Genomic DNA, 22,905 nt, shown 5'->3' with positions numbered 1-22,905 from the left:
AAACGATAGCGCTCGATGTAACCATATTTTGCACCTTCAAATTACTTCGAGACGCGGTACGAATCAACCCTTGAGCAAGGAGTTGAAGCGTCTTTCTGCATGCTAATCGCCAGTTTGTCCCGTTTATCCTCAGTTTGGGGAGGATGTTTTGCGTCCTGACCCTTGAGAACACCTACTAGACTTAGTGGGTGAACGGTGTAGCTATGCAATCTGTTGGTTCAGTGGCGTCGTTCAGAAAACTGACGCCGGCAATGGTTGCCAGTCAAAAACTGGCAATGGCCAATGACATTGTAAAGACGACAAAATCAGAAGTTGCGATGGCTTTGAAAAAGGCCGCCCCTGCCTTGGGAATTGATGGCACCACCTATCATATTCTCGATATTCTGATTGGCCTGACAGCCGCAGAGGACTGGTCGCAGGACCGCCGTCCACTGGTCGCGATCTCCAATGAAAAACTGGCCGAGTATGTCAGCCGCTCTTCTCGCACTGTGGTTCGTTCCCTGCGCAGATTGGTGGAAGCTGGCGTTCTTGCTTATAAAGACAGCCCAACAGGTCGCCGCTATATCTATCGCGCGGGTGAAGACCGTCAGATTGAGCGTGGTTATGGTCTGGATTTTTCTCCAGCACGGCAACGTTTGGATGAGTTGAAGCAGATTGGTGCTGAATTTGCAGCCCGCCTTGCGCAGGAAAAAGAGGCAAAACGTACAGTTAGCCGTCTTTCCAGAGCGATGACCGATCTTTTTCGCCTGGCTGCTCATGAAGAACTCGATGTTTCTGAGATCGCCCGTGCCTTCAATGAGCTGATGGATCAACCGATGGGGATCGTTGAACGAGCTGAAGCACTGACGATGCTTCATGAGCTTCTTGTTGCGCGATTTGAAACTGCAGAAGACACCTCAGAAAAGGGTGGTGCTGAACCTCAAGAAAGTGCTGTTTTTTTTGAAGAAAAATCAGAAATGTCATGCACAGAAGACAACGATGTCACCCCTTATAATAATACAACCTCTCAAAACTCTTGGATCAAAAGTAAACAGCAGCATGCATCTAACGATGCATCCATATATAACCACAAATCCGGTTGCACCGAATTTGAAATGGCTCCTGAAAAGGATCCAAAAAGCGAAACTCGTGCCATATCTCAAGCTTCAGGTAAAACTGAAAGTCTGAACTGGTCAGAACATGCTGATCCTTACGAAAATGATCAATTCTCCCCTCTCCTGTCAGAGGTTTCTCTTGGTTTGCTTGGCTCAGCAACCCAAGAAACCCAAGGTGCGTTGGGGCTCGATCTTTCCAGTTGGAGCAGTCTGATCGACAGTTCCGATGATATGCGCCTGTTGATTGGCCTCTCTCAAAAAGGCTGGTTTGATGCGAGAAACAGGGTTGGCGACTATACGGCCGCGGCGGTTCTGATCACCACGGTTGAAAAGGCCTTGCGCGATCCGGAAAGCATTGCACGCCCGGCTGGATATTTCCGCGCCTGTATCGATCGTGCGGTTGATGGCAAACTGGCTCTGCATCGCACATTGTTTGGCCTTGCAGCTTCCGGTGGATCTGCGGCCGCCGAAAACTAGCCGACCTTTCGGCATAAGCTCCTGAAAGGTCAATCAACCAGAACTGGACGCAATGGATATGTCTCAAAATGCAGCTGCAATTGAAAATGCCCAAGTGGTCTTATTTGAGGAAAGCGACAAGCAATCCTTGCGGGATTTTCTGGCAGTTGCCTGGACTGAGGCACACCTTGCGGAACTGGGCGACGATCTGACAAAGAGACTGGTTGCCCGGCTTGAGACGGATGATCTGGGCGGCGTGGTTCCTGGGCCGGATGGCCAGCTTCACCTGGCAAAAATTGATGAGAAGATCGTTGGTTCGCTTGCCTGTGCTGTCCGTGGTGAAGTGGTTTATATCTGGGCCTGCTATCTCGACAGCGCCTATCAGGGCAAGGGATTGGCGCGGCAATTGATGAAGCATGCGATGGCGGACTATTCTCCAGATCAAGTTGCCGGAATCTATGTCCTGAAAGAAGCTGAAGATGCAAAGCGTTTCTACCAGAAAATCGGCTTCATAGATTGTGGTCCTTCTGAGTTGGAAGTGGTTCCAGACACCTACACGCCAGCACACATCATGCAGGCGCGGATCGGGAACCTGAAGTTGGACTAGTGCAGTGAGCCCAACCGGTACCTCATAATTTTACTTGCCGGTGCTGTGCAATTGAATGCTATCAATTAGCCTTACACATTGCGGAAGACACCAAAAATCAGATGTCCTTAATAAACGCCCGAAAACCGTGCGCTGAAAATGGCTCCTGACACTATAAGAAATCATGCTTTTTGAACTACCAGATACCAAAGTGCTTTATCAGGCACTTCTTGATCGCGATCCGGACTATGATGGCCGGGCTTATGTTGGGGTACGCTCAACCGGCGTGTTTTGCCGCCTCACCTGCCCTGCCCGCAAGCCGAAGTATGAGAACTGCTGCTTCTTCGAGACGATCGCAGAATGTTTTGAAGCCGGATTTCGCCCTTGCAAGCGCTGCCATCCGGTGGGCACGTCCGCGGATAATGATGAAGTGGTGACACGTTTGCTCTGTGAGTTTGAAGCAAAGCCGCATCACAAATGGTCAGAAGCCGATATTGTCCGCCTTGGACTGGATCCATCTACTGTGCGCAGAAGCTTCAAGCGTCAATACGGAATTACATTTCTGGAAATGGCCCGCCTCTCCCGTTTGCGCGATGGATTTGAAACACTTTCTGATGGCGGGAAGGTGATTGATGCGCAGCTGGCTTCTGGGTTTTCATCTCCGGACGCATTCCGTCAGGCTTTCGCGCGATTGCTTGGCTGCAAACCGGCTGAACTAAAGGGCGATGGTCTTCTCAAAGCGGATTGGTTTGACACTCCGCTTGGCGCAATGATCGCCGTAAGTGATGACCGTGCACTGCACTTGCTGGAGTTTGCAGACCGTAAAGCCCTCCCCGCTGAACTCTCCCGTTTGCGCAAACAAGTGAAGGGTGATCTGGGCCTTGGCCGCACGGCACCAACTGATCAGATCGCAAGTGAACTGGGTGAGTTCTTTGAAGGCAAGCGTCTGGATTTCGACGTGCCGCTGGTGATGCATGGCACGGAGTTTACCAAGGATGTTTGGCGCGAGCTGCGCCGCATTCCGATTGGTGCCACCAAAAGCTACAGCCAACTGGCCAAGCAAATCGGCAAGCCAAACTCACCCCGTGCTGTCGCTCGTGCCAATGGAGCAAATCAAATTGCCATTGTCATTCCATGCCACAGGGTTGTTGGAATGGATGGAGGCTTGACGGGATATGGCGGTGGTTTGTGGCGGAAGCAGAAATTGATTGATGTGGAACTGAAAATAGCAAGATCGAAAGGCCTTATTGATGTCTCAGGCTGACAAAGCAAAACAATTTGCCGCTCTCCATGTTAAAGGCGAGCCAATCACCATCTACAACATTTGGGATGCTGGCACTGCCCAGGCCGTGACAAAGGCAGGTGCCAAGGCGGTCGCAACGGGAAGTGCATCAGTTGCAGCAGCCCATGGCTACGAAGATGGCGAGAAAATCCCGCTTTCACTGGTCGAAATTGTTGCAAGCCGTATTGCAGAAAGCGTGGAAGTCCCCTTCTCTCTTGATTTCGAAGGCGCATACGCCGATAGCCCCGCTGATGTGAAAGCAAATGCGGCTCGGATCATCAAAACAGGCGCTGTTGGTGTCAATTTTGAAGATCAGAAGGTCAACGGCAGCGGTCTTTACAGCGTTGATGAGCAATGCGCGCGAATTTCTGCCTTCCGTGAAGCCGCGGATGAGGCAGGCATCCCGTTCTTCATCAACGCCCGCACTGATATGTTCCTGAATGAACCGGATGCGAGTAAACATGGGGGATTGGTTGGAGAAGCTATTGAACGTGGGAAGCGCTATGCGGAGGCAGGTGCTAGCGGTTTCTTCATCCCTGCCCTTTCGGACGCGGATCAGATCGCCAAAATTTGCGAAATTGCTCCTCTACCGGTCAACGCCTACATGATGAAAGGTATGCCAGAGATTGCCGAACTTGGGAAACTGGGTGTTTCTCGTGTGAGCTTCGGTCCTGGTCCTTATCGTGAGGCGATGATTGACCTGAAACGCAAAGCTGAAAGCATTCTTTAAACTAGATAAGGGGAGCAATCGCTCCCCTATTCTGTTTTCAAGAGAGGCCTATTTGCCTTCTCTGAATTTCTTTCTCATTTTATCCCGCATTTCCTGCTGCATCTCGCGGAAGGTCGCCATTTGCTCCGTGCTCAGGACTTGAGCCATCTGCTGATCGAGTTTCTCGCGAGATTCCTGCATTGGGCCACGCACTTCTCGAAGTTGAGCGATGGTTGGCTTCTTACCGCGCTCAATACCAGCCCCTTTCAGGATGGCGCGACGTTCTTCCATCGCCTGCTGCATAATAGGGCGCACTTTTTCCTTCTGCGCATCAGTTAGCTGAAGCCTTTCCGCCATCATCTCCATGCGTTGCTGTCCTTTACCGGGATCAGCATAGGCAACGAGTGGCGTTGCAAAGAGGACGGACAGGGAGAGGGCAATTGCCTTGAACATGGGGACTCCTGTTTTTTCTGCTGTTGCTTTTGGAAACTCTGAAGGTACGCAGCGGTAAGTGCAAACCAAATAGTGTAAGAGAACGTCTTCGTTCCGGGCCTTGTGACAGGTCGTTACACTTTCACTAACCCATTAAAAATATTGGGAAATATTCCAATCAGATTGCTTAGTTTTTTCATAAAGATGTGCCCGCCCCGGGTAGGAGGCGGGCACAGTTGCCAGCATTGGGGATCAAGGCAACTTAAAGATGAAGCTTAGTCAAAAAGATCCTGACGAGCTTCGGTTCTGCGAATGACACGACGCGCGGTTGCTCTGTCCTGACGGCGGTCCCATGCATTGGGGGCAACTGCGACCGGTGCAGGTGTAACAACAGTGGTTGTTGGAGCAGGTGTAACAACAGTGGTTGTTGGAGCAGGTGTGACAATTGTTGTAGCGGGGGCTGGCACAACAACGGCCTTTGGCGCAGTGTTCAATCGACAGATCTGGAGTGGGTTGCGACCGGAGTCGTAAATGGCAACACAACCCGTTAGGGAATTTGTCTGGATAATCGTTTTGGTGCCGTTGCCGTCATAAAAGGTCAGAGCATCGGCGAAAGCAGCGCCTGAAAGAGTAACAAGAGCAGCGCCTGCAATAGCAATTCTTTTCATTTTGATCTCCGGTTCAGTCGTCCAATAAGTCAGCTCGGCGTGGCGATGGAATGTAATCGCCGGGCTGCGGTGATTGCGTTGGAGGGACTATCGAAGATTGATCGAATTGAAGCAATTTGAGTTTTGTAATCGCCTGTCGTCATGCTCTGAGGCTGACAAACTCAGTTACAAATTGGGCGGGTAAACACGGTTTGCGATACAGTTTGATGCAAAAGACCCAAGGTTTTCCGCCAATTTTGGGGAAAAGCGTCTATTGACGAGTATGTTTTGAAGGCTAGTTGGCAGATGAGAGTTGGACTTGGCAGCTGCCAACATTTGCTGCCAAGTCGATTTATTCAGGTCGCAGGCTGTGCTAGAGAGCAATCGAGGATCTCGGTGCCGCCCATCAGATACTCGCTCAGTGTTTCCCGATATGCCGGTGTAAGTTTCGCCCATTCGTCCCGTAACCGATCAAGGCACTTCTTCTGGTACTTGAAGATCTCCTGCGTGAAGAACCCTTCCGGTAAGTCGGCGGTAAAGGTGGTTTCCCCCTTATCGATGGCTCTGGCGTTTGCTGACAGGAATGGAAGATAGGTGTCTCCAGCCATTTTGAGCAAATCTTTGAGAGCTGGTGTCAGTTCAGAAACCCATTCCCCTTCAAAGCCAGAGGCGTCGTCGATGTGATCGAGCCATCGGAACACAAATGGGAACTCTTTCTGCAACATGGCAGAGGGAGTGGGATCGTCTTTGAGTTGGTAGAGTTGACCGAAGATCGCAGTGTCTGCCAAGGAAGCTATATCGCCAAACAGGAAGTGCTGCTTGGAGACGACTGCCTTTTCGAGGATTGCGAGCATGCGTTTGGTTGACGCTTCGATGATCGGTGCTGTTTCGGGAGTACACCCTACCTTGGGCATGCGGCTGATCTGGCGAGCACCAAATTGCTGGCCCATGGCTTTGATCGTGTTTTCGTCCAATCCCAAACAAGCATCATACAGCAGCCAGCTTGGTACGATCTTTCGATCTGCCTCATAAAACCAGCGGTAATGGAACATCGCTTTGACGAGCCATTCATCCGCCATGTCCTCAATCAAGTAACATGCAAAACGAAGCAGCGGATCATCAGGCAAGAGAGATCTCCCCTCCCCTTTTGCTTCCAGATGAAGCAGCAGCGGAGTGGAGTCGTTCATCCAAGTATCGTCCGGGAACTTGACGACGGGAATAACCGGAACTTTAACGTGTTTGACTGGGCTGTTTGGCCCCATCGGCGCACAGAGCTTCCATGCGTGTGGAATGCGTTTAGCCCTGAATGCGGCTCGTACTTTCATGGAGTACGGTGAGCCCAACGCTCCGTGTATTTCAAAACTTCCCATAGTCCCCTCCCCTCACTTGGCAGGTTTGACTTTGCAATATGATCCCTGCCAAACGCATTGGTTACATGTCTTTCAAGATTGCTCCATTCCCCTGCCAGCGGATATCCTCTCCCCTTTCCATCTGAACCATCATGTTCAAAACGGCATCTGGATTTTCCATTGGCAGAAAATGAGTGTGATCTGGCACGTAGATGTCTTTCGCATTCGGCATGTTCTCTGCCAGGAGTTCCCAGGTCGGAGATGGCGAGAAGTCATGCAAGGGCTCCTCAGGCTTTCTGCGGCGAGCACGCACCACTGTGGTTGGTACTCTGACGGAATCCAGCAGTGGGTAGATGTGATCCCCATAACAGGTGCGGTAGACTTCTGCTTCTGCATCCGGTGGGCACGCAAGTTGGTAGCCCTCGCCCTGTTCAGTTTCTACTAAGCCATGCTGGCAGTAGTCCTGTAGGATTTCAGGTAGCCAGCTGTTGTATGGCTTTCGGTCTTTGAACCGCTCATACATTTCACCAACATTGGTCCATTGGTTCCGACGACGCGCCACCGGGTGGTCTTGATCAGCGATGTTTTTGAAGATCGGAAGCAGAGGCCTCGGGAAGACAACCGGGTCGAGTAAAAGAATGTTTTGGTAGAGTTCAGGAAACTTGGCAGCTGCCAAGATTGTCAAATGGCCACCGCAAGAGTGCCCCACTCCATAGACTTGCTTGAGACCAAGTTCCTTGACCACAGCAAAAAGATCTTCTCCCAAGTCGGTCCAAAGTTTTGGCAGAGCTGCGTTCTCACTCATTCCGTGACTGCGCATGTCCCACGCGATCACGTGTCTTCCTGGAAAGTGCTTGATGATGTAATCCCAGACGCGTCCATGAAATCCAGTCGCGTGAAGCAGCAGAAATGTCGGTCCTTCACCAGCCCACTCATGAAGACAGATCTGATGATCTCCAGCTGAAACGAACTTCTGAATGGGGGTATCTGAACGCATGAAAAATCCTCTGAAGCAATAACAGAGAAAGTTTAGCCATACCGTATACGAGAGCAAGCTCTACCAAAGCAGAATAGCAATTTTATTTGCGAGAAATGACTTGGCAGCTGCCAAGTTTCATGGCTTGCGAGCTCAGGTTATTGGGAACGCGTTTTCGATTGGTATCTCAAATTCGGTTGCTACAGAGAATACATCAATGCTGACCGAAGCTCCTGGAACATCTGCGTTCTGAATCTCCAGTGTGGTTAATGTCTCCCAACTATGGTCATTGTCATAAGCATCTAGATCAACCTGTAGTGTGTATTGCCCATTTGGATCTTTAACCAAACGGACGTATTGATCAGTGAAGAAGCGATACTGATCGAGTCCACCTTCACCGTAGTCCTTAAGGAGTTTCGAGATGTCAATGATATCGCGATCAGTACCGTTCTGTGAGTTTGCTTTATAGTCCGCGATATGATCTGCTGCTCCATCCAGTTGCTCAAAGAAGTAGATATCTGAGCCTTCGCCACCCGTCAGAGTATCTTGTCCTTCACCAGCATAGAGATGATCGCTGCCCTCAAATCCGTTGATTGCATCGTCACCTTCAGTGCCTCTCAGTGTGTCATCTGCCGAGGTTCCATCAACTGGGTTCTTGTCGCTTCCGGTCTCTCCATCAACGTTGGGGAGCATATGAATTGTCGAAATGGACGGTGATGAACTTCCACTCTCTGTATGAAGGATCACGGAAAGACTTCTTGCTTCAAGACTATCTGAGTTGGTTGAGAACGTAAGCGAGTTAATCAGGTTTTGATAGATTGAAGCATTGAGGTTGCCTGAGAAATTCAATGTGAGTACGCCGTTGTCGCTATCTTGCAGCTCACCATTGATGCCGTCGATTGCTGTATAGTTCAGGACATCGCCGTTTTGAGCATTGAAGAGTTTTACCGTTAGACCGGTTATTGGTTCTTGCAAGCCGTCAATCTTGGCAGACTTGGCAACTGCCAAGTCCTCTCCATCAATTTGATAGGTGGCGTCTAAATGCTGTTCTTCCAAAGGAGCGAGTTGTTCGATTGAGACCGTGAGATCGCTGATCCTGAGAGTGTCTGCAGACGTGAGATCACCTGGAGCAACCAACCTTATTGTCGTGGCCGAAGAGATATGGTCGCTAAGGTCTAGGTTTATCGTTCTGGACTGGGAATGGTCTTCGGTGTCGGTGATCTCAGCAATCCTTTGAACGGAGCCATCGGCCATCATGACCTCAATATAGAAGAGTTTACTTGTCTCTGATGAACTGAAGTTAGCGGTATAGCTAAGCGAGAGCTGCGCTGACTGTGCACCCGTCAGATCAAATGTTTTGCTGAGGCTTGCAAGATTATCGTCGCCATTTGCGGAAGCGCTGGATTGATCTGTCAGAACAAGTCCGCCCGTTGCTTCATCAATGTAAATGTCGGAGGAACCATCATTTGAGGCGGCGGCCAAGCCGTCGTCTCCATACTCTTTCCACGCATCGGACCGAATATCATCTGAGATATTGCTGGTGTAGTTATCAAAGTCGAAGTCCCAACTAACTTGGTAACTGCCAGCTTCACGTGTGTGAAGGTAAACTGTCGGAGGCGGGGGTGGTGTGTTATGGCCTTCGGTGACCTGGATCTGATAGTCCTGTGAAGCTTCTGCGCCTGATGGATCTCTGGCTACAATCGTAACGTCATAGATATTGTCGCCATCTTGATCTGCCGGAACATCATAAGAGATATCGTTCTTCCAGCTGACTTTACCTGTTTGTGCATCGATGTTGAAATGGGCCGCATCAGGCCCTTGGAGAAAAAAATGGAGGCTGTCTCCATCAGCGTCTGATGCGTTCGCAGTGAAGACATCCTGAGGTCCATTGTCTTCGACAGTCAAATGAAAAGGCGTGTCTTGTCCGACACCTGAAAAGATCGGAGCATCATTCTCTGGACTGAGCTCGATGGAGACAGTCACGGTCTCACTGCGTTCACCGTCAGCATCCTGAATATAGTAGCTAAAGCTATCAGACCCATTGGCGTTGGGATGCCCGGTATAGTTGAATGTGTTGTCCGCGTTCTGTGTCAGATGACCCTTGGCAGGTGCCAAGACAATATGAACGGAGTAACCTTCGCTATTCAGAATGTCGTTTCCCAGTAGATCTAAAACGAGCGGTGTGTCTTCCTTGCCTGTGAACTGGTCAGCAACGGCAATGGACTTTCCATCTGCAATGTCGAATGAGAAAGAAAGCGGAAGAGTATCACCATCTCCGTCGGTCGCGACGATGTCGAACACCATCGAGATTTCTGATGGGGCTGCATGATCAATTGGGGTGAAAAACTCGACTGTATAGGATCCTGTGTTGCCTGAGTCCAAGGTGACTTTGAAGACGAGAGTACCATCCTGAGTCTTCGCGACGAGTTCGTTTCCAATACCTGATAAGGAATAGAAGACCTGGGCTCCATTGACGGCAAATGGGGCAGGCGTGCCGCTCATGCTGGATGAAAATGAGAGTGCTTTTGTTGAACCAACATCCGCTCCCCATTGAACGTTAAGCGTGCCTGATTGGGAAATAGATGCATCTCCGTTCATACGCGCTTCAAAGAGGTCTGTTTCGGAAAGGCTAATACTCTCAGGCGCAGAACTTGCGACAGGTACGCTATCTGAAATGGAAATCTGCAGTGTCCCAGTTGCTGCATCTCCATCAGAGTCGGCCGCTATGTACCGCAGTTGAAATTGGTCAACGCTCTGAGAATGATTGAGGGGAGCATGCTGTGTAACAGAATACGCTCCACTGGCGGAATTCAGCGTCGCGCTGAAAATAGCCGTCGTGCCTTGCAAAAGCGTTATTTTGTCGTCGGAAAGATCCCAGCTGAAGCCTGTTGGAAGAGGGGCTTCTGTCCATGAGACCTGTACTCCATCTACACCAGCGGAGACTGGGAGTACACCTGTCAGACCAAGGCTATCCTCAGCCGATGTACTGCTTTGATCTGCTTGCGTAAACGCTTCGTCGCTAAGCGTGAGTTCGATCGGTGCTCCAACAGTAGGGCTATCATCTTTGATAGAAACGCTGATGTGCCTTGGGCCGTGTCACCATCTCCGTCGGTGATCACGTAGTGGAGTTTGATTTCCTCCTGATCCAGCCCATTGGTGTGTTGAAGCGGGTTATGCTGCTTAACTGTATAGGCTCCCTTGCCATCCGTAAACTGTGCCGTCAGGATTAGCGTATCGCCCTGTTTTACGCTGAGCATCTGCCCTTCGATGATGTAAATCAGACCGTCTGGATCTTCCGGCAATTGCCAACTGATGTTTGCACCATCTGCTCCAGCGTTATGAGGCAGGTAATCTGATGAGAAACTCAGCTCAGCTTCGTCGCTCAACTGGCTTTCATCAAAAACGATCTGGTTGAGTGGGAACGCCTTAGGTGTATCGTCTAGCGATGTGACGATAAGAGTGCCAGTTGCGCTTTGGCCTCGGATGTTTGTCGCTGAGAAGTTCAGGTTGAATACCGCGTCACCGTTACCTGCGTTTATGATTGTGTTGTGTTGCGTCACACTGTAGGTGCCAGTCGATGCATTCAGAGATACAGATAAAACGATTTGCCCACCTTGTAGGATAAGAAGTGTTTGCCCTTCTTGAGCAAAGCTGAAGCCCGATGTTGGAGTAGGATCATCCCATGTCAGTGTGACTGGGCCTTGTTGTGAGCCCATAGGCAGAATGCCTGATGTTGAGGCGCTGTTCGGATCTCCATCTGACCCTCCCGCTAAGCCTGCCTCAGATACGGTTGCTGTTAGGTTCCATTCCGAAGGCATAGGATCGTCGGTTACGCGGAGGTCCAGATAGGAAACCAGGCTATCTCCATCTGCATCCTTTGCAATGAACCGGAAACTGAGCAGGAGGTCTGAAGTGTCAGCTGGGTGATCTAACTGCGCAAATTGCTGATAGATGTAGGTGCCGTTGGGCGATGTGGGATCCAACGTTACTTTGAAAACGAGCGTACCATCTCCCTTCAACCCTTTCAGAACATGCTGACCTTGTAGGCCAAATTCTGACTGAAAAAGGACCCGCGCACCGCCGGAGGTAATATCGAGCGGATCACCTGAGCGGCCGAGTGGGCGTCCAGCTGCATCAAGTGTAAATAGCAGTGCGCGGGAGTTGGTACCATCCACGCCAAAATCAATAGCGAGGCTATCGCTGACTGAGATATCGGTGGATGTGCGAAAGGATGCTTCCTCTACTTTGAGTATCGGAAGATCGTTTGCTCGGGAAACTATCGAGTTTGGTTGAACATACAAGTCTGCGGGAGAAAACTGAGGAACTGCAATACTCTCAGGATTACTTGTTTTTGAAAGAGCAAAAGGAGCGCCTTCCAAGTTGGAGTTATTGCTTTCCGCAAAGTGACTGTGGCTGGTGGCAGAACTTAACTCTGCCAATCTAGGTGTTTGATGCAAAGTTGGAAAACTAGCCGTATCCGAAGACTGATGAGATTCTTCGGCAGGTTTGTTTGTTCTGCTTTGGGCAGGGGAGGGGACATCTTCCTGAAAGCTGCCAAGTTCCAACGCAGCATCGATTTGCACTGCTGCCAAGAACTGACTTTGTGTGGTGAGCGGGCCAGATGGCATCAAAATAAAGAACTCGTTGGCTGGCCCGCCAAAAAAGCCTTCAATTACGATAATCTGTCCATCTGCTTGCCGAATGTGCAATTGAGTTCCATCTCGCGCGAGTTGGGCTGTCCCGATCGTGTTGGAAAGATCAACCAACTGACCGTTTTCCCGCTTGAGTAGGATTGCGCCACGCGAATGTGGCAGAGGTTCAGCTAACAGAATTGGGGGAGGGGACTGCAAAACTGGTGTGTTCTTAGGCGCTGAGTTGATGTGAGCCATGACTGCATTCCTCCTCGTTCCAAATTGTTAGTGTTCTAATTGATCTGTTGGGTCGCTATACGCCGCAGTTCTCGGTTGCGGGTTTTCTCAAGCAATCGCTCAGAAAGACCGAGGTGCAGCAAAAGCGTCGAACGCTGAGCTTTGTCTGCAAAATGAAGGCGAATGAGTTCTGCTTCAGCTGCGATGAGCTGAAGTTCTGTATTTTGCAGCTTGGTTAGAGCGGTGAGATAAGCAGGAACATGCTCAGAATTTACTTCAGTCTGTGCGAGTGCGGCCTCATAGTTTCGCCTCTGGCGCGTTACTCCGATCTGAAGCTGCTTATAGGTTTTAATCGCTTTGGAAAGTGATTTGCTTTCCGCTTGCACATCTGTAGGCGATCCTGAACCATTCAACAGAGATGAAGTGACCACTGGCTGAAGGTTGAAACTGCGGCTGCCCGTGTAGTGTGTGAAGGCCGTTTGCGCAAAAAGAAGTTCGTTCTGCTGCAGTGCCTTTAGAGTATCACTGATTGAGCTGCGCTGTGCTTCTAACGCTTCAACGCGCTCCAAAACCTGAGTTGTTTTGCTCTCAGAATGTCTATCCAAAACTGCGGTTATCTCGTTTAGATCTCTCAGCGATCTCAGATAAACGTGTGTTTGCTGTGTTGCTAAGTAGAGTGCAGCATAAGCATCGACGGTTTCCTGCAGAACCTCAGTTTTCTGCTGTTTTGAAGCTGTCTTCCAACTTGTTAAACTTAACGTCTGGTTGAACCGCAAGGTGTCTTCAAGCGCTTCACGTAGAGTTGTTGCCTCAACGGAAGATCCGGCTGATCCTAAGGCAACCGCGCCAATCATCGGATAAAGCCAGCAGTGTTTAAAACACTTATTTTGCCGCTGCAACATCCCGGTCCCCAACCCAGCACACAGCTAAAACAGCGCGCGCCGCCCTCTTAAGACTTCATTAACAATTGCAACTAGGGAACCTGAATTGGTTGAATGTGACAATTCTGAAATTAGAGGAATGAGAAAATAAGGGTGAAAAAATAGGGGTATCGTAAATCGCGAAATTCCCTTGGTATCTGGGAGTGAAGCTTGCAGTAAAAGCTGGGTACGGGGAATGTCTTGAATGAGAGTTCTGTTTTATTTCGGATGGTCCTTCGCAGAAACCGGAGGAACGCAAAGGGCAGTTCTCGCTATTGGGAGTGGTCTCATTGCAAAAGGGCATTCCGTAACCGTATTGAACGATAGCCTTGAGATTGCGACACCGTTTTATCCTCATGATCCTGCGTTAGAGATCCGGCACTCACTTCAAGAGTTTGGAAAACAGGTGTCGCTCAAAGATGTACAAAAAAAGAAACAGCAATCCTTAAATCGGACTCCCAAAAAATCGGCATCAATGCAACTTCAGAGAATCCTCCCAGCTTACAGAAGACAGCGTTGGAGACGAAGAATAAGAGGAAGATTACCTCGTCTGAGACAAGAGTTGGAACGAGAAAACCCTGACATTTGTGTTGTGTTTACACCAGACTATGCTTCTTTGATTGATAATGCGTTTCCATATCGGGCTTTTCCAATTGTATTAGCATTTCGGAATATTCGAAGTATATGTTTGATGAAACTGTCGGGTTCTATGAAGATCCGGTTGCTCGATTAAATTATCGAGAACAAATTAGCTGCGCTGATGCTTACTCAGTTTTGTTACCAGAGTTTTCTAATTACCTTCCCAAGCATGCCGCAAAGCCGATTAGCTATATACCAAATGGTATTCATTTGCCTTCTTCATTAGAAGGAGACAAACACAAGAAGCGCATTCTTTTTACAAGCAGATTTGATACTGCCAAACGACCTCAATGGTTGATTAATGCCTTCGCTAAAGTTGCAGAAAAGTATCCCGACTGGTCATTGCATATGTATGGTTCTGGTACTGATAGCGAAGAGGCCGTTGAACTTTGTCAGTCGCTGGGTGTTCCCAACCAGATAAAGCTTCATGGCGCACAGCCGGATTTGACTGAAGCATATCAAAATGCAGAGATCTTCTGCATTCCCTCTCATTTCGAAGGGTTCTCGAATTCATTAGCGGAAGCAATGAGTTATCAACTGGCCTGCGTTGCTGTAGATGATTGCATTTCTAACTCAGCGCTCCTCAAAGATGGAGCTGGTTATTTGACAAGAGTTGAAGATGGCGCAGCAGGTTTGGCTGAAGCTTTGGACACGCTGATGGGAAATCCGGAACTTCGGAAGCAATTGGGAACAGCAGCACGGCAAAAAATCTCTGCGTTTACGCCTGAGCGCGTGACAGATGAATGGGATAGTTTCCTCAAGTCAGTCAAGTCGGATTACAAGCAAAAGAAAAGACTTTTTGCGAGAGCTTAGCCTTAGCCGAACTTTCGTTTCGCGTCGGCTGCAAGACCAAGGCCCACGGCGCCAAAAACGTCGCCTTCCACGATAGAAGCGTTTGGCATCAGGGACTTGAAGTGATCGTGAAGCATTGGGATACGTGTGGTGCCGCCGGTCAGGAACATGCTGTTAATCTGATCAGCAGTCACACCTGCCTTGCAGAGTGCTTCCTGAATGGTGGTATCGATTTTCCCGACAGAAGTTGCGATTGCTGCGTGGAAATCGGCATTGGATGCATCCACCTGAACATCTTCTTCTTCCAGTTCAATCTTGAGGCTGGCAATCTCGGAAGATGATAGGTCAATCTTGGTTTGCTCAACACGTGTAGCAAGCATGTGGCCATCTTTTGCGCGGATAACTTCACGTAGGCGCTCTACCAGATGAGGCTGCGCTGCTTCGCGTCTGACTTCGCCGAGTTCGCGCAAAATGCTTGGAGAATACAGCTGGTTGATGAACTGCCAGGTAGCCAGATCGAAGTAGTATTTGGAGGGCAGCGCGCGTTTGCCGTCTTTGGTGAGAGTTTTATAGCCCAGATGCGGCATTACCTGCGCAAGCGACAGCAGACGGTCGAAATCTGTACCACCGATGTGAACACCTGTGTTGGCAAGAATATCGCCAGTGCGGTCAGCCGCATTCCGCCGTTCAGGAGAAACGCGAATAACGGAAAAGTCAGCTGTACCACCACCGATATCCAACACCAGAATAAGCTCTTCACGGGTAACAGACTGCTCATAGGCCAACGCAGCTGCAATTGGCTCATACTGGAATGCAATATGCTCAAAGCCTTCCTGGCGAGCGATACCTTCCAGCGTGTTTTGCGCTGCGCGGTCAGCGACTTCATCACCGTCGATGAAATGTACCGGACGACCCAGAACCACCTTGGTGACATCTTCCTGCATGTGTGCATCAAGCTTGCGTTTCAACTGGCGCAGGTACAGTGCAATGATGTCACGAAACGCCATACGACCGCCCATGACAGCCGTTTTTTCCTGAATGAGAGATGTGCCCAGAACACTCTTGAGAGCCTGCATAAGGCGGCCCTCATCGCCTCTGATGTACTCTTCTTTCGCCTGCCGTCCATAAACTATCTGCTCGTCCTCAAAATTGAAGAAAATGGCAGACGGCATTTCCGTATGGCCTTCTTCTAGCATCACCAGTTCTGGTGTTTTGCCGGAGTAGATGCCCACTGTGGAGTTGGAGGTGCCAAAATCGATGCCTGCGAATGCGCTGTTCATTTTTAGACCTCTCATCATGCCTTTTGTCAGGCAATGCTGTGCAATTGCCAGAGTAACGGCTGCGTTTGGATATTCAGGTTCGGGATACCTCCCCAAGGCGTTTGGGAGGGCGAGCTTGATACACGGTGAGCTGTGGGATTGCCAGTTAATTTTGAGGGAACTTGGATATCCTTGTGGGCGAAGCTGAAACCTCGTTTAAAAACACTGCTCTGCAAAGTGACCTAGAGAATGTGGGGGCATGTTTTCAGAATTGCGACAATAACCAGTTTCCTCCTAGGTTCATGCTCTGTTTCCCTAAGATTTTGGGCGTGTGATGACCTTGCAAAAGACAGCATTGATAACGGGTGTGACTGGACAAGATGGCGCTTATCTGAGCCGTTTTCTGCTTAAAAAGGGCTACGTAGTGCATGGCGTTAAGCGCCGCTCCTCCAGTTTCAACACCGGGCGGATTGAAGGAATTTACCAAGACCCGCATGAAGAAGATGCACGCTTTATTCTTCACTACGGAGATCTGACGGATGCGACCAACCTGATCCGGATTATGCAGGAGGTGCAACCGGATGAGGTCTATAACCTTGGTGCGCAGTCACACGTTAAGGTAAGTTTTGAAACCCCGGAATACACGGCCAACAGCGATGCTCTTGGTGCTCTACGGTTGTTGGAAGCAATCCGCATTCTTGGATTGGAAAAGAAAACAAGGTTTTATCAGGCGTCAACATCAGAGCTCTATGGTCTGGTTCAGGAAGTTCCGCAAAAAGAAACCACACCATTTTATCCGCGGTCTCCATATGCTGCAGCAAAACTCTATGCCTATTGGATCGTTGTAAACTATCGCGAAGCCTATGGAATCCATGCTTCAAACGGCATCCTCTTCAACCATGAAAGCCCGTTGCGTGGTGAGACGTTCGTAACGCGAAAAATCACACGTGCAGCTGCGGCAATCAGCTTGGGCAAGCAAGAGAAGCTCTACCTCGGCAATATTGATGCTCAACGAGACTGGGGGCATGCGCGCGATTTCATTGAAGGCATGTGGATGATGCTGCAACAGGATCAGCCGGATGATTATGTCCTGGCTACCGGTATGATGACATCTGTTCGCCGTTTTGTAGAAATGGCCTTCGCTCATTGTGGCACTGACATTGAGTGGCAGGGAGAGGGCGTTGAGGAACGAGGTCTTTGCGCGCGAACCGGTCGTTCAGTGATCGAAATTGATCCGAGGTATTTCCGTCCTTCTGAAGTGAATGAGCTGCTAGGTGATGCAAGTAAGGCGCGGCAGAAGCTGGGGTGGGAGCCTAAAACGTCTCTAGAGGTGTTGGTACAGGAGATGGTGCAGGCCGATTTGAAAGAACTTCAAGAGCATCGGGTGCTGGAAGATGCCTGATTTATCGGAGACAAAATTTGACCTCGCGGGAAAATCGGTTTTTGTAGCTGGGCACAGAGGCATGGTTGGCGGCGCATTGATGCGCCGTTTGGAGCGAGAGGATTGCTCGCTTTTGACGGCTGACCGCAAACAGGTGGATCTCACGGTTCAAAGTGAAACGCTAATGTTTTTGCAGGATACGAAGCCGGATGCGGTGATTGTTGCGGCAGCCAAAGTCGGTGGGATATGGGCAAACAATGAGTATCCCGCTGACTTTCTTTATGAAAACCTTGCGATAGAAACCAATCTCATCCGTGGAGCCTATGCAGCCAACGTACAAAAGCTGCTGTTTCTGGGGTCGTCCTGTATTTATCCAAAACATGCATCTCAACCGATTTCAGAAGAGGCGTTGCTCTCCGGGCCTCTGGAGCCAACCAATGAGTGGTATGCGATTGCCAAGATTGCAGGAATAAAGCTTTGTCAGGCTTTTCGAAAGCAGCACGGATGTGATTTCATCTCCGCGATGCCAACCAATCTCTATGGTCCGGGCGATAACTTTGATCTGACAACCAGTCACGTTCTGCCAGCACTCATGCGTAAAGTGCACGAAGCGAATGAGAATGGCGCGGCTTCCTTTGAGATTTGGGGAACAGGAGCGCCACGACGAGAGTTCCTTCATTGCGACGACTGTGCAGACGCACTGGTGTACTTGCTGAAGAATTACTCAGCAGAAGAGCACATTAATGTCGGTTTCGGCACGGACATTTCTATTTTGGAACTTGCAGAAAAACTATCGAGAATTCTAGGGTTTGAAGGCTCTATTGAGAAGGATACCACCAAGCCTGACGGAACTCCGAGAAAACTCATGAGTTCGGAGCGATTGGCGCAGTTGGGCTGGAAGCCATCCATCTCATTGGATCAGGGGATTGCGGAGACTTATAACTGGTTTCTTCAACATCACCTTGAAAAAGCAACGGCATAAATACTTGCCCTCAGAAAAGCTTGGACACTCGCAAATGTCACAGTGCACTTGCCAGTGCTTTCAGTCATGTTGTCTCGCTGAAATTGGAGATATGAAACCTCGTAGTTTTCCGAGCTCATGCCTCCTGATCTTAAAGGGGTAACAACATGATTGAACGCATGCACACCAAGCAGCGTATGAGCAAAATCGTCAAGCACAATGGTACCGTTTATCTGTGCGGGCAGGTTGGCAATCGCGGTGATAGCATCAAGGAACAGACCGCAGAATGTCTGCGCCGCGTTGATGAACTGCTGCTTGAAGCTGGTTCCAGCCGCGAAAAAATCCTGCAGGCTATTGTTTGGCTTTCAGACATGCGCGACTTTGCGGATATGAATGAAGTCTGGGATGCCTGGGTTCCAGAAGGCCATGCGCCAGCGCGGGCATGCGGTGAAGCGCGCCTCGCTTCCCAAGAACTGCTCGTGGAAGTTATCATCACAGCAGCTTGCGACTAAGCCTCCCAAAGAAATCGACGCTTACCGGGGGCTACTTAGACTTCCGGGAAGCGTCGCTCTTAAATCATTGAGTGTTAGTTGTTAGCACTTCAGAGTGCGTTGAAGATGTGCTCTGGCATCTTGCGTTGCACGTCTACTTTGCAGGCAAAGCCCATGTGGGCTAGGACGTCACGCTTGGGTTTTATCCCGGGCGCAACTTCGGTGAGCACAAGTCCATTCGGCCCAAGTTGGAACACGGCGCGCTCTGTTACATAGAGCACTTCTTGCCCATTGCTTCGGGCATTGATTGCGTTGAACGTGATGTGGTCTGTTTGTTCGACAAACTTTGTGTGTGTTCCGTTTCTGGTAATCTTTAGCTTATCTTTGCGATACTCCACGCGTGTATCGACGCCAGTGAGAAGACCGCAGAACACCAGCTTTCGCGCGTTCTGTGAGATATCGATGAAACTGCCCGGGCCAACAATTTTTCCGCCTATTTTGGAGAGATTTACGTTGCCGTGCCGGTCTACTTCACTCATACCCAAAAAAGCGATGTCTAGCCCGCCACCGTTGTAAAAATCAAACTGATCCAATGAAGACAGAAGAGCTTCAGACCCTTGCGCTGCGCCATAAAGCGTATCACCCAGAAACTGACCGTTGTGATGGCCATGTTCGCAAGAAAGCCAGATCTGTTCAGCCAGTTTTTTGCGTTGTTCTGTAAAGCGAACTCCTGATGGCACACCAAACCCTATGTTGACTGCTGCATTTTCAATCAACTCTTCTGCAGCTCGTCTTGCGATCACCTTGCGAGCAACTTCGCTGGGTTCATTTTGAACACGCCGATGAGACGGCTTGATGGCACCGCTAAGGGCAGGGCTGTAAGGGGTGTCATAAGCGATGGTTTGGCTGGGTGTTTCAACCAAAGCATCCAGAAATACACCGGGAATAGCAACAGAACGAGCAGGTAGACTGCCGGATTCCACGATGTTCCTGACTTGTGCAAAGCAGTGGCCTCCGCTGTTATGCGCTGCCATTGCCAGGCTCAAGCTGTCCAAAGTGACGGCCTCTTCATCAAGGCTGAGATTGCCTTTCGTGTCAGCAGCTGAGCCACAAATCAACGCGAGATCGATCTTGAAAGGGCGATAGCGGAGATACTCTTGACCATGCAGGTGCAGCAATTCAACCAGATCATGCTTACAGGACTTGCTGCACTTACCACCACCGTGTCTGGGATCGACAAATGTTCCAAGCCCTGTTCGGGTGAGAAGACCGGGGCGACCCGCTCCAATTTCACGGATCAACTGTTGAATTACACCGGCTGGCAGGCAATAGGCTTCCAGTTTGTCTTGAGAGATGAGTTTTTGTAGCGATGGCGTCAATGCAAAGTGAGAGGAGATAATGCCTCGTAACATACCTTTGTGCGAAAAGCGGTTCAGTCCACGCTTGTCACCATCTCCGATCGAAAGAGAGTTGATGACGAAAAGGTTCTTGGGATGACCGGTTGAGAGGAACCGTTGTTCGATGGCCTCTAGCAGAGCTTCCGGCGTGGCAAGGCCCCATCCGCAACCGCCAATCACAATAGTATCGCCATCCTGCACAAAGGCTGCAATTTCACGCGCACTGCAGATCTGCATCCTGCTGGTTCCCGGAGTTTGTGTCCGTGTTGTTTTGAGGAGATTATCCCGCAAACACTAAAAAGTCCGGTTAAGGTACAATCGATCTCTTGAAAGCCGTTTGAAAACAATAGCTTGATCATGTGTGGCAAGATTGGTGCTTTTCAAACTATTATAATTTGTTATGTAAGTGGCTCAAATTTACGAAAAAGACTGGCTCAAAATTGACTGTGTTGCAGGAAAAACAAGTTTATCAGGTTGGTGATTTTGTCCGTGGTGGCGGATTTCGCGACACTTATGAATGCGCTTCTGATACTACCAAGCTTCTGAAGTTTGATCGTTACGAGACTGGTAAGCGCAAGGTAAAAACTCGCGGCCCGCTAAAGAACCTGTTTCGTGCTGTTCGTGCAAAGCTTGGCTATAAGAAGCAACGCTTGAGCGGAAACCAGGATGAGCTTTTAGGCTGGCAACACATTCAGGACATTGGGTTGGAAGAGCATCGCTCTTTTGCAAAAGTCTACGGAATGGTGGAAACCGATCGTGGGCCTGCTCTGCTAACGGAAAAGATTGAGAACTTCTGGCATCCCGAAACTCGCAGTGTGCGCGACTACATCAGCCGCCATGGCCGTGTTGATGATAACGAGTTGGTTCGAGCTTTGATTGACTATTTTGGGATTTTGCGCCGCCACCATGTTTCCTGCTTTGCAGATCGTCCTGAAAACATGGGAATTGTTCTTGATGAGCAAGGCAATAAATACATCAAAAGCTTTGATGTAAAACCCTACCTGAACAACCAGTTTTTGCCAGTTCATAAGATTGACTACCTGAGCAAGAAACGAATTCGGCGGCGTCTAGATCGCCATTTGGATATTCTAAGCGGTAAAAACACAGGTGGCGGACATAAGATCTGAGCCTTATAGTCTTCGGAAGACCGGATACTCTCTCTAAAGTTGGGAAGCCTGGCACCTAAAGCTGAGTTCAGCATAATTATCTTCACCTATATACACCTTGCATCTGGAAGGGGCTTGGTTAAGCTAACGGGATTGCTCTTTCCGTTGGCGTGGCATTTTGTGCGCTGATTTTTCTGGCTTTTTTGAAGAAATGAATTTGAGGCGGGCTTTGTTATGCAGGATGAGGCAGTAAATACTTCCGTTTTGGCATTGTTTAAGCTGAGCGCGTTTCGTCGGTTTATTGGTGTTCTTGTTCCTGCGGCCTTTGCGGACTGGATCGACTTCATCGCGATCATGGTGCTGGTGAACTACACTTGGGGCATGGGCGCTACCGAGGTTGCCAGTGTGATCATGGCGGCTACATTACCACGCGTTCTTTTTGGGTTGCCTGCGGGTATTCTGGTGGATCGCATTGGAGCCGGGCCCGTGCTGATGGCCGGTCTTGTTATCCGGGCTGCTGTTATGGTTGGCATGTTCTTCTTTGCCAACACTCTCGCACTTCTCATCGCCTTTGTCTTTTTGAAGTCGACAATCTCCGCAGCGTTTATGCCAGCGCAGCAGTTGGCGCTGAAAAAGATTGTGCCGTCCAATATGCTGACACAGGCCGTCAGTATTGATCATTTTGTCATTCAATCTACGAAGATTTTTGCGCCGGTTCTTGGCGGTGCTTTGCTTGCCATCTGGAGCCCGCACAATGTCTTTTTGCTTGGCGGGCTCTGTTTTACAGTTGGTGCGCTGTTCTGTGTCACCCTGCTTGGCGTGCTGAAGAAAGGTCAAGCAAGCGATGAGACTGAACAGGAGAGCAACGGCAGTGTGCTGCGCGATGCAAAGGTTGGCCTTGCTTACATCTGGAAGACACCACGCCTACTCTTAGGTATCGCTCTTATCTGCCTCTTTATATTCAGTGTCTTCCTGTATGAAGCCGTACTGCTGCTCCTAATTAAAGAGACGGGGCAACCGGGAGCATCTGCTGGGCCAATCATTGGCGCTATCGGTGTAGGCGGGCTTGTCGGCACCTATCTCACGGCGAAGATTGGTGATCGAGTAAATCTGCATCTGATGATGGTTATCGGCTCGTTTTTTGGTGGAGCCTTGACCATCGTAGCGGGATGGCTTCCTTTCAGCCCTGAACCTATCACTCTTAATGAGCAGATGGCGCTTTGGTTTGTCGCTGGTATCTTTTCCAGCCTGATAACGGTGCCTTACGGAGCTATCATCGTAAAGCAGACGCCAGAAGAGTTGCTGGGGCGTGTTTCTTCTGTTGGTGAGATGCTACAATCGGGCCTGACACTTATTTCAATACCAATCGGGGCTTTTCTGGCTGAGCAATGGTTTGTTTCCATGCCCTTCTTTGCTGGAGGCGTGACCATGTCCGTGGGTGCAGTTATCGGGTTTATTGCAGTTCTAAGCCTGGGCAAGGCGCCTGATCCTGAACCGGTGATCTCGGAAGAAGCCGTGTAACCCACCAGCGCGGGTTCGACTTTAATTGCGCTCGACCTT

General features: G+C 49.8%; 19 protein-coding genes. 10 read left to right on the top strand and 9 right to left on the bottom strand.

The features are described from left to right. The first annotated feature begins 203 nt into the window (after positions 1 to 203). The 4 genes from repC to JCM12308_RS13270 all read left to right on the top strand — a co-directional run bounded on the left by repC (position 204) and on the right by JCM12308_RS13270 (position 4,148). Positions 204 to 1,571, top strand: coding sequence for a plasmid replication protein RepC (gene repC / locus JCM12308_RS13285; RefSeq protein WP_054784052.1), 1,368 nt, complete (start codon positions 204 to 206; stop codon positions 1,569 to 1,571). Between the two features lie 52 nt (positions 1,572 to 1,623). Beyond that, positions 1,624 to 2,157 carry a GNAT family N-acetyltransferase gene (locus JCM12308_RS13280; protein WP_054784051.1) on the top strand — a complete coding sequence of 178 codons (534 nt, stop codon included), beginning with the start codon at positions 1,624 to 1,626 and terminating at the stop codon, positions 2,155 to 2,157. 163 nt (positions 2,158 to 2,320) lie between these two features. Next, the gene (locus JCM12308_RS13275) at positions 2,321 to 3,400 is read left to right on the top strand and encodes a bifunctional transcriptional activator/DNA repair enzyme AdaA (RefSeq protein ID WP_054784050.1); all 1,080 of its coding nucleotides are present in this window, start codon (positions 2,321 to 2,323) and stop codon (positions 3,398 to 3,400) included. Continuing rightward, entirely contained in the window at positions 3,387 to 4,148 is a 762-nt protein-coding gene (locus JCM12308_RS13270; protein WP_054784049.1) for an isocitrate lyase/PEP mutase family protein, read from the top strand. Before JCM12308_RS13275 ends, JCM12308_RS13270 begins: the two co-directional genes overlap by 14 nt. A gap of 48 nt (positions 4,149 to 4,196) precedes the next feature. Here the strand turns inward: JCM12308_RS13270 and JCM12308_RS13265 are convergent, their stop codons facing one another. The 7 genes from JCM12308_RS13265 to JCM12308_RS13240 all read right to left on the bottom strand — a co-directional run bounded on the left by JCM12308_RS13265 (position 4,197) and on the right by JCM12308_RS13240 (position 13,253). Beyond that, positions 4,197 to 4,580: an LTXXQ motif family protein gene (locus JCM12308_RS13265; RefSeq protein WP_008550772.1), complete on the bottom strand. Its 384-nt coding sequence runs from the start codon at positions 4,578 to 4,580 to the stop codon at positions 4,197 to 4,199. A 254-nt stretch (positions 4,581 to 4,834) separates the two neighbouring features. After that, complete coding sequence (locus JCM12308_RS13260; RefSeq protein WP_054784048.1) at positions 4,835 to 5,227, bottom strand: hypothetical protein; 393 nt, start codon at positions 5,225 to 5,227, stop codon at positions 4,835 to 4,837. A 335-nt stretch (positions 5,228 to 5,562) separates the two neighbouring features. Next, on the bottom strand, positions 5,563 to 6,576 hold the full coding sequence (locus JCM12308_RS13255) for a glutathione S-transferase N-terminal domain-containing protein (protein WP_054784047.1): 1,014 nt from the start codon (positions 6,574 to 6,576) through the stop codon (positions 5,563 to 5,565). 61 nt (positions 6,577 to 6,637) lie between these two features. Further along, the gene (locus JCM12308_RS13250) at positions 6,638 to 7,552 is read right to left on the bottom strand and encodes an alpha/beta fold hydrolase (RefSeq protein WP_054784046.1); all 915 of its coding nucleotides are present in this window, start codon (positions 7,550 to 7,552) and stop codon (positions 6,638 to 6,640) included. Positions 7,553 to 7,684: 132 nt separating this feature from the next. Next, complete coding sequence (locus JCM12308_RS29910) at positions 7,685 to 10,033, bottom strand: Ig-like domain-containing protein (protein ID WP_208978552.1); 2,349 nt, start codon at positions 10,031 to 10,033, stop codon at positions 7,685 to 7,687. Between the two features lie 455 nt (positions 10,034 to 10,488). Beyond that, positions 10,489 to 12,420, bottom strand: coding sequence for a DUF5801 repeats-in-toxin domain-containing protein (locus JCM12308_RS29905; protein WP_208978551.1), 1,932 nt, complete (start codon positions 12,418 to 12,420; stop codon positions 10,489 to 10,491). 35 nt (positions 12,421 to 12,455) lie between these two features. Continuing rightward, positions 12,456 to 13,253 (bottom strand): hypothetical protein, encoded by a 798-nt coding sequence (locus JCM12308_RS13240; protein ID WP_208978550.1) that lies wholly within the window; start codon positions 13,251 to 13,253, stop codon positions 12,456 to 12,458. A 750-nt stretch (positions 13,254 to 14,003) separates the two neighbouring features. Between JCM12308_RS13240 and JCM12308_RS27810 the strand changes: the two genes are divergently transcribed. Next, on the top strand, positions 14,004 to 14,771 hold the full coding sequence (locus JCM12308_RS27810; RefSeq protein WP_128647397.1) for a glycosyltransferase: 768 nt from the start codon (positions 14,004 to 14,006) through the stop codon (positions 14,769 to 14,771). Between the two features lie 2 nt (positions 14,772 to 14,773). Here the strand turns inward: JCM12308_RS27810 and JCM12308_RS13225 are convergent, their stop codons facing one another. Beyond that, positions 14,774 to 16,030: an Hsp70 family protein gene (locus JCM12308_RS13225; protein WP_054784042.1), complete on the bottom strand. Its 1,257-nt coding sequence runs from the start codon at positions 16,028 to 16,030 to the stop codon at positions 14,774 to 14,776. A gap of 313 nt (positions 16,031 to 16,343) precedes the next feature. Between JCM12308_RS13225 and gmd the strand changes: the two genes are divergently transcribed. From gmd to JCM12308_RS13210, 3 genes are all read left to right on the top strand, one after another. Further along, positions 16,344 to 17,411: a GDP-mannose 4,6-dehydratase gene (gene gmd, locus JCM12308_RS13220; protein WP_054784041.1), complete on the top strand. Its 1,068-nt coding sequence runs from the start codon at positions 16,344 to 16,346 to the stop codon at positions 17,409 to 17,411. After that, positions 17,404 to 18,372, top strand: coding sequence for a GDP-L-fucose synthase (fcl, locus tag JCM12308_RS13215; RefSeq protein ID WP_054784040.1), 969 nt, complete (start codon positions 17,404 to 17,406; stop codon positions 18,370 to 18,372). Before gmd ends, fcl begins: the two co-directional genes overlap by 8 nt. Positions 18,373 to 18,518: 146 nt before the next feature. After that, positions 18,519 to 18,863: a RidA family protein gene (locus JCM12308_RS13210; RefSeq protein WP_054784039.1), complete on the top strand. Its 345-nt coding sequence runs from the start codon at positions 18,519 to 18,521 to the stop codon at positions 18,861 to 18,863. An 89-nt stretch (positions 18,864 to 18,952) separates the two neighbouring features. Here JCM12308_RS13210 and JCM12308_RS13205 read toward each other — a convergent pair whose 3' ends face one another. Beyond that, positions 18,953 to 20,476: an acyl CoA:acetate/3-ketoacid CoA transferase gene (locus JCM12308_RS13205; RefSeq protein ID WP_054784038.1), complete on the bottom strand. Its 1,524-nt coding sequence runs from the start codon at positions 20,474 to 20,476 to the stop codon at positions 18,953 to 18,955. A 122-nt stretch (positions 20,477 to 20,598) separates the two neighbouring features. On the opposite strand from JCM12308_RS13205, the gene JCM12308_RS13200 reads away from it, so the two are divergent. Together JCM12308_RS13200 and JCM12308_RS13195 are read left to right on the top strand one after the other, a co-directional pair. Further along, entirely contained in the window at positions 20,599 to 21,366 is a 768-nt protein-coding gene (locus JCM12308_RS13200) for a protein kinase family protein (protein WP_208609148.1), read from the top strand. Positions 21,367 to 21,579: 213 nt separating this feature from the next. After that, the gene (locus JCM12308_RS13195; protein WP_054784036.1) at positions 21,580 to 22,866 is read left to right on the top strand and encodes an MFS transporter; all 1,287 of its coding nucleotides are present in this window, start codon (positions 21,580 to 21,582) and stop codon (positions 22,864 to 22,866) included. Positions 22,867 to 22,905: the final 39 nt, after the last annotated feature.

This window comes from Pseudovibrio denitrificans JCM 12308, assembly GCF_001310815.1.
GTDB lineage: Bacteria > Pseudomonadota > Alphaproteobacteria > Rhizobiales > Stappiaceae > Pseudovibrio > Pseudovibrio denitrificans.
Note: the sequence above shows the minus strand (reverse complement) of the source record. Positions and strands in the feature narration are given on the sequence as shown.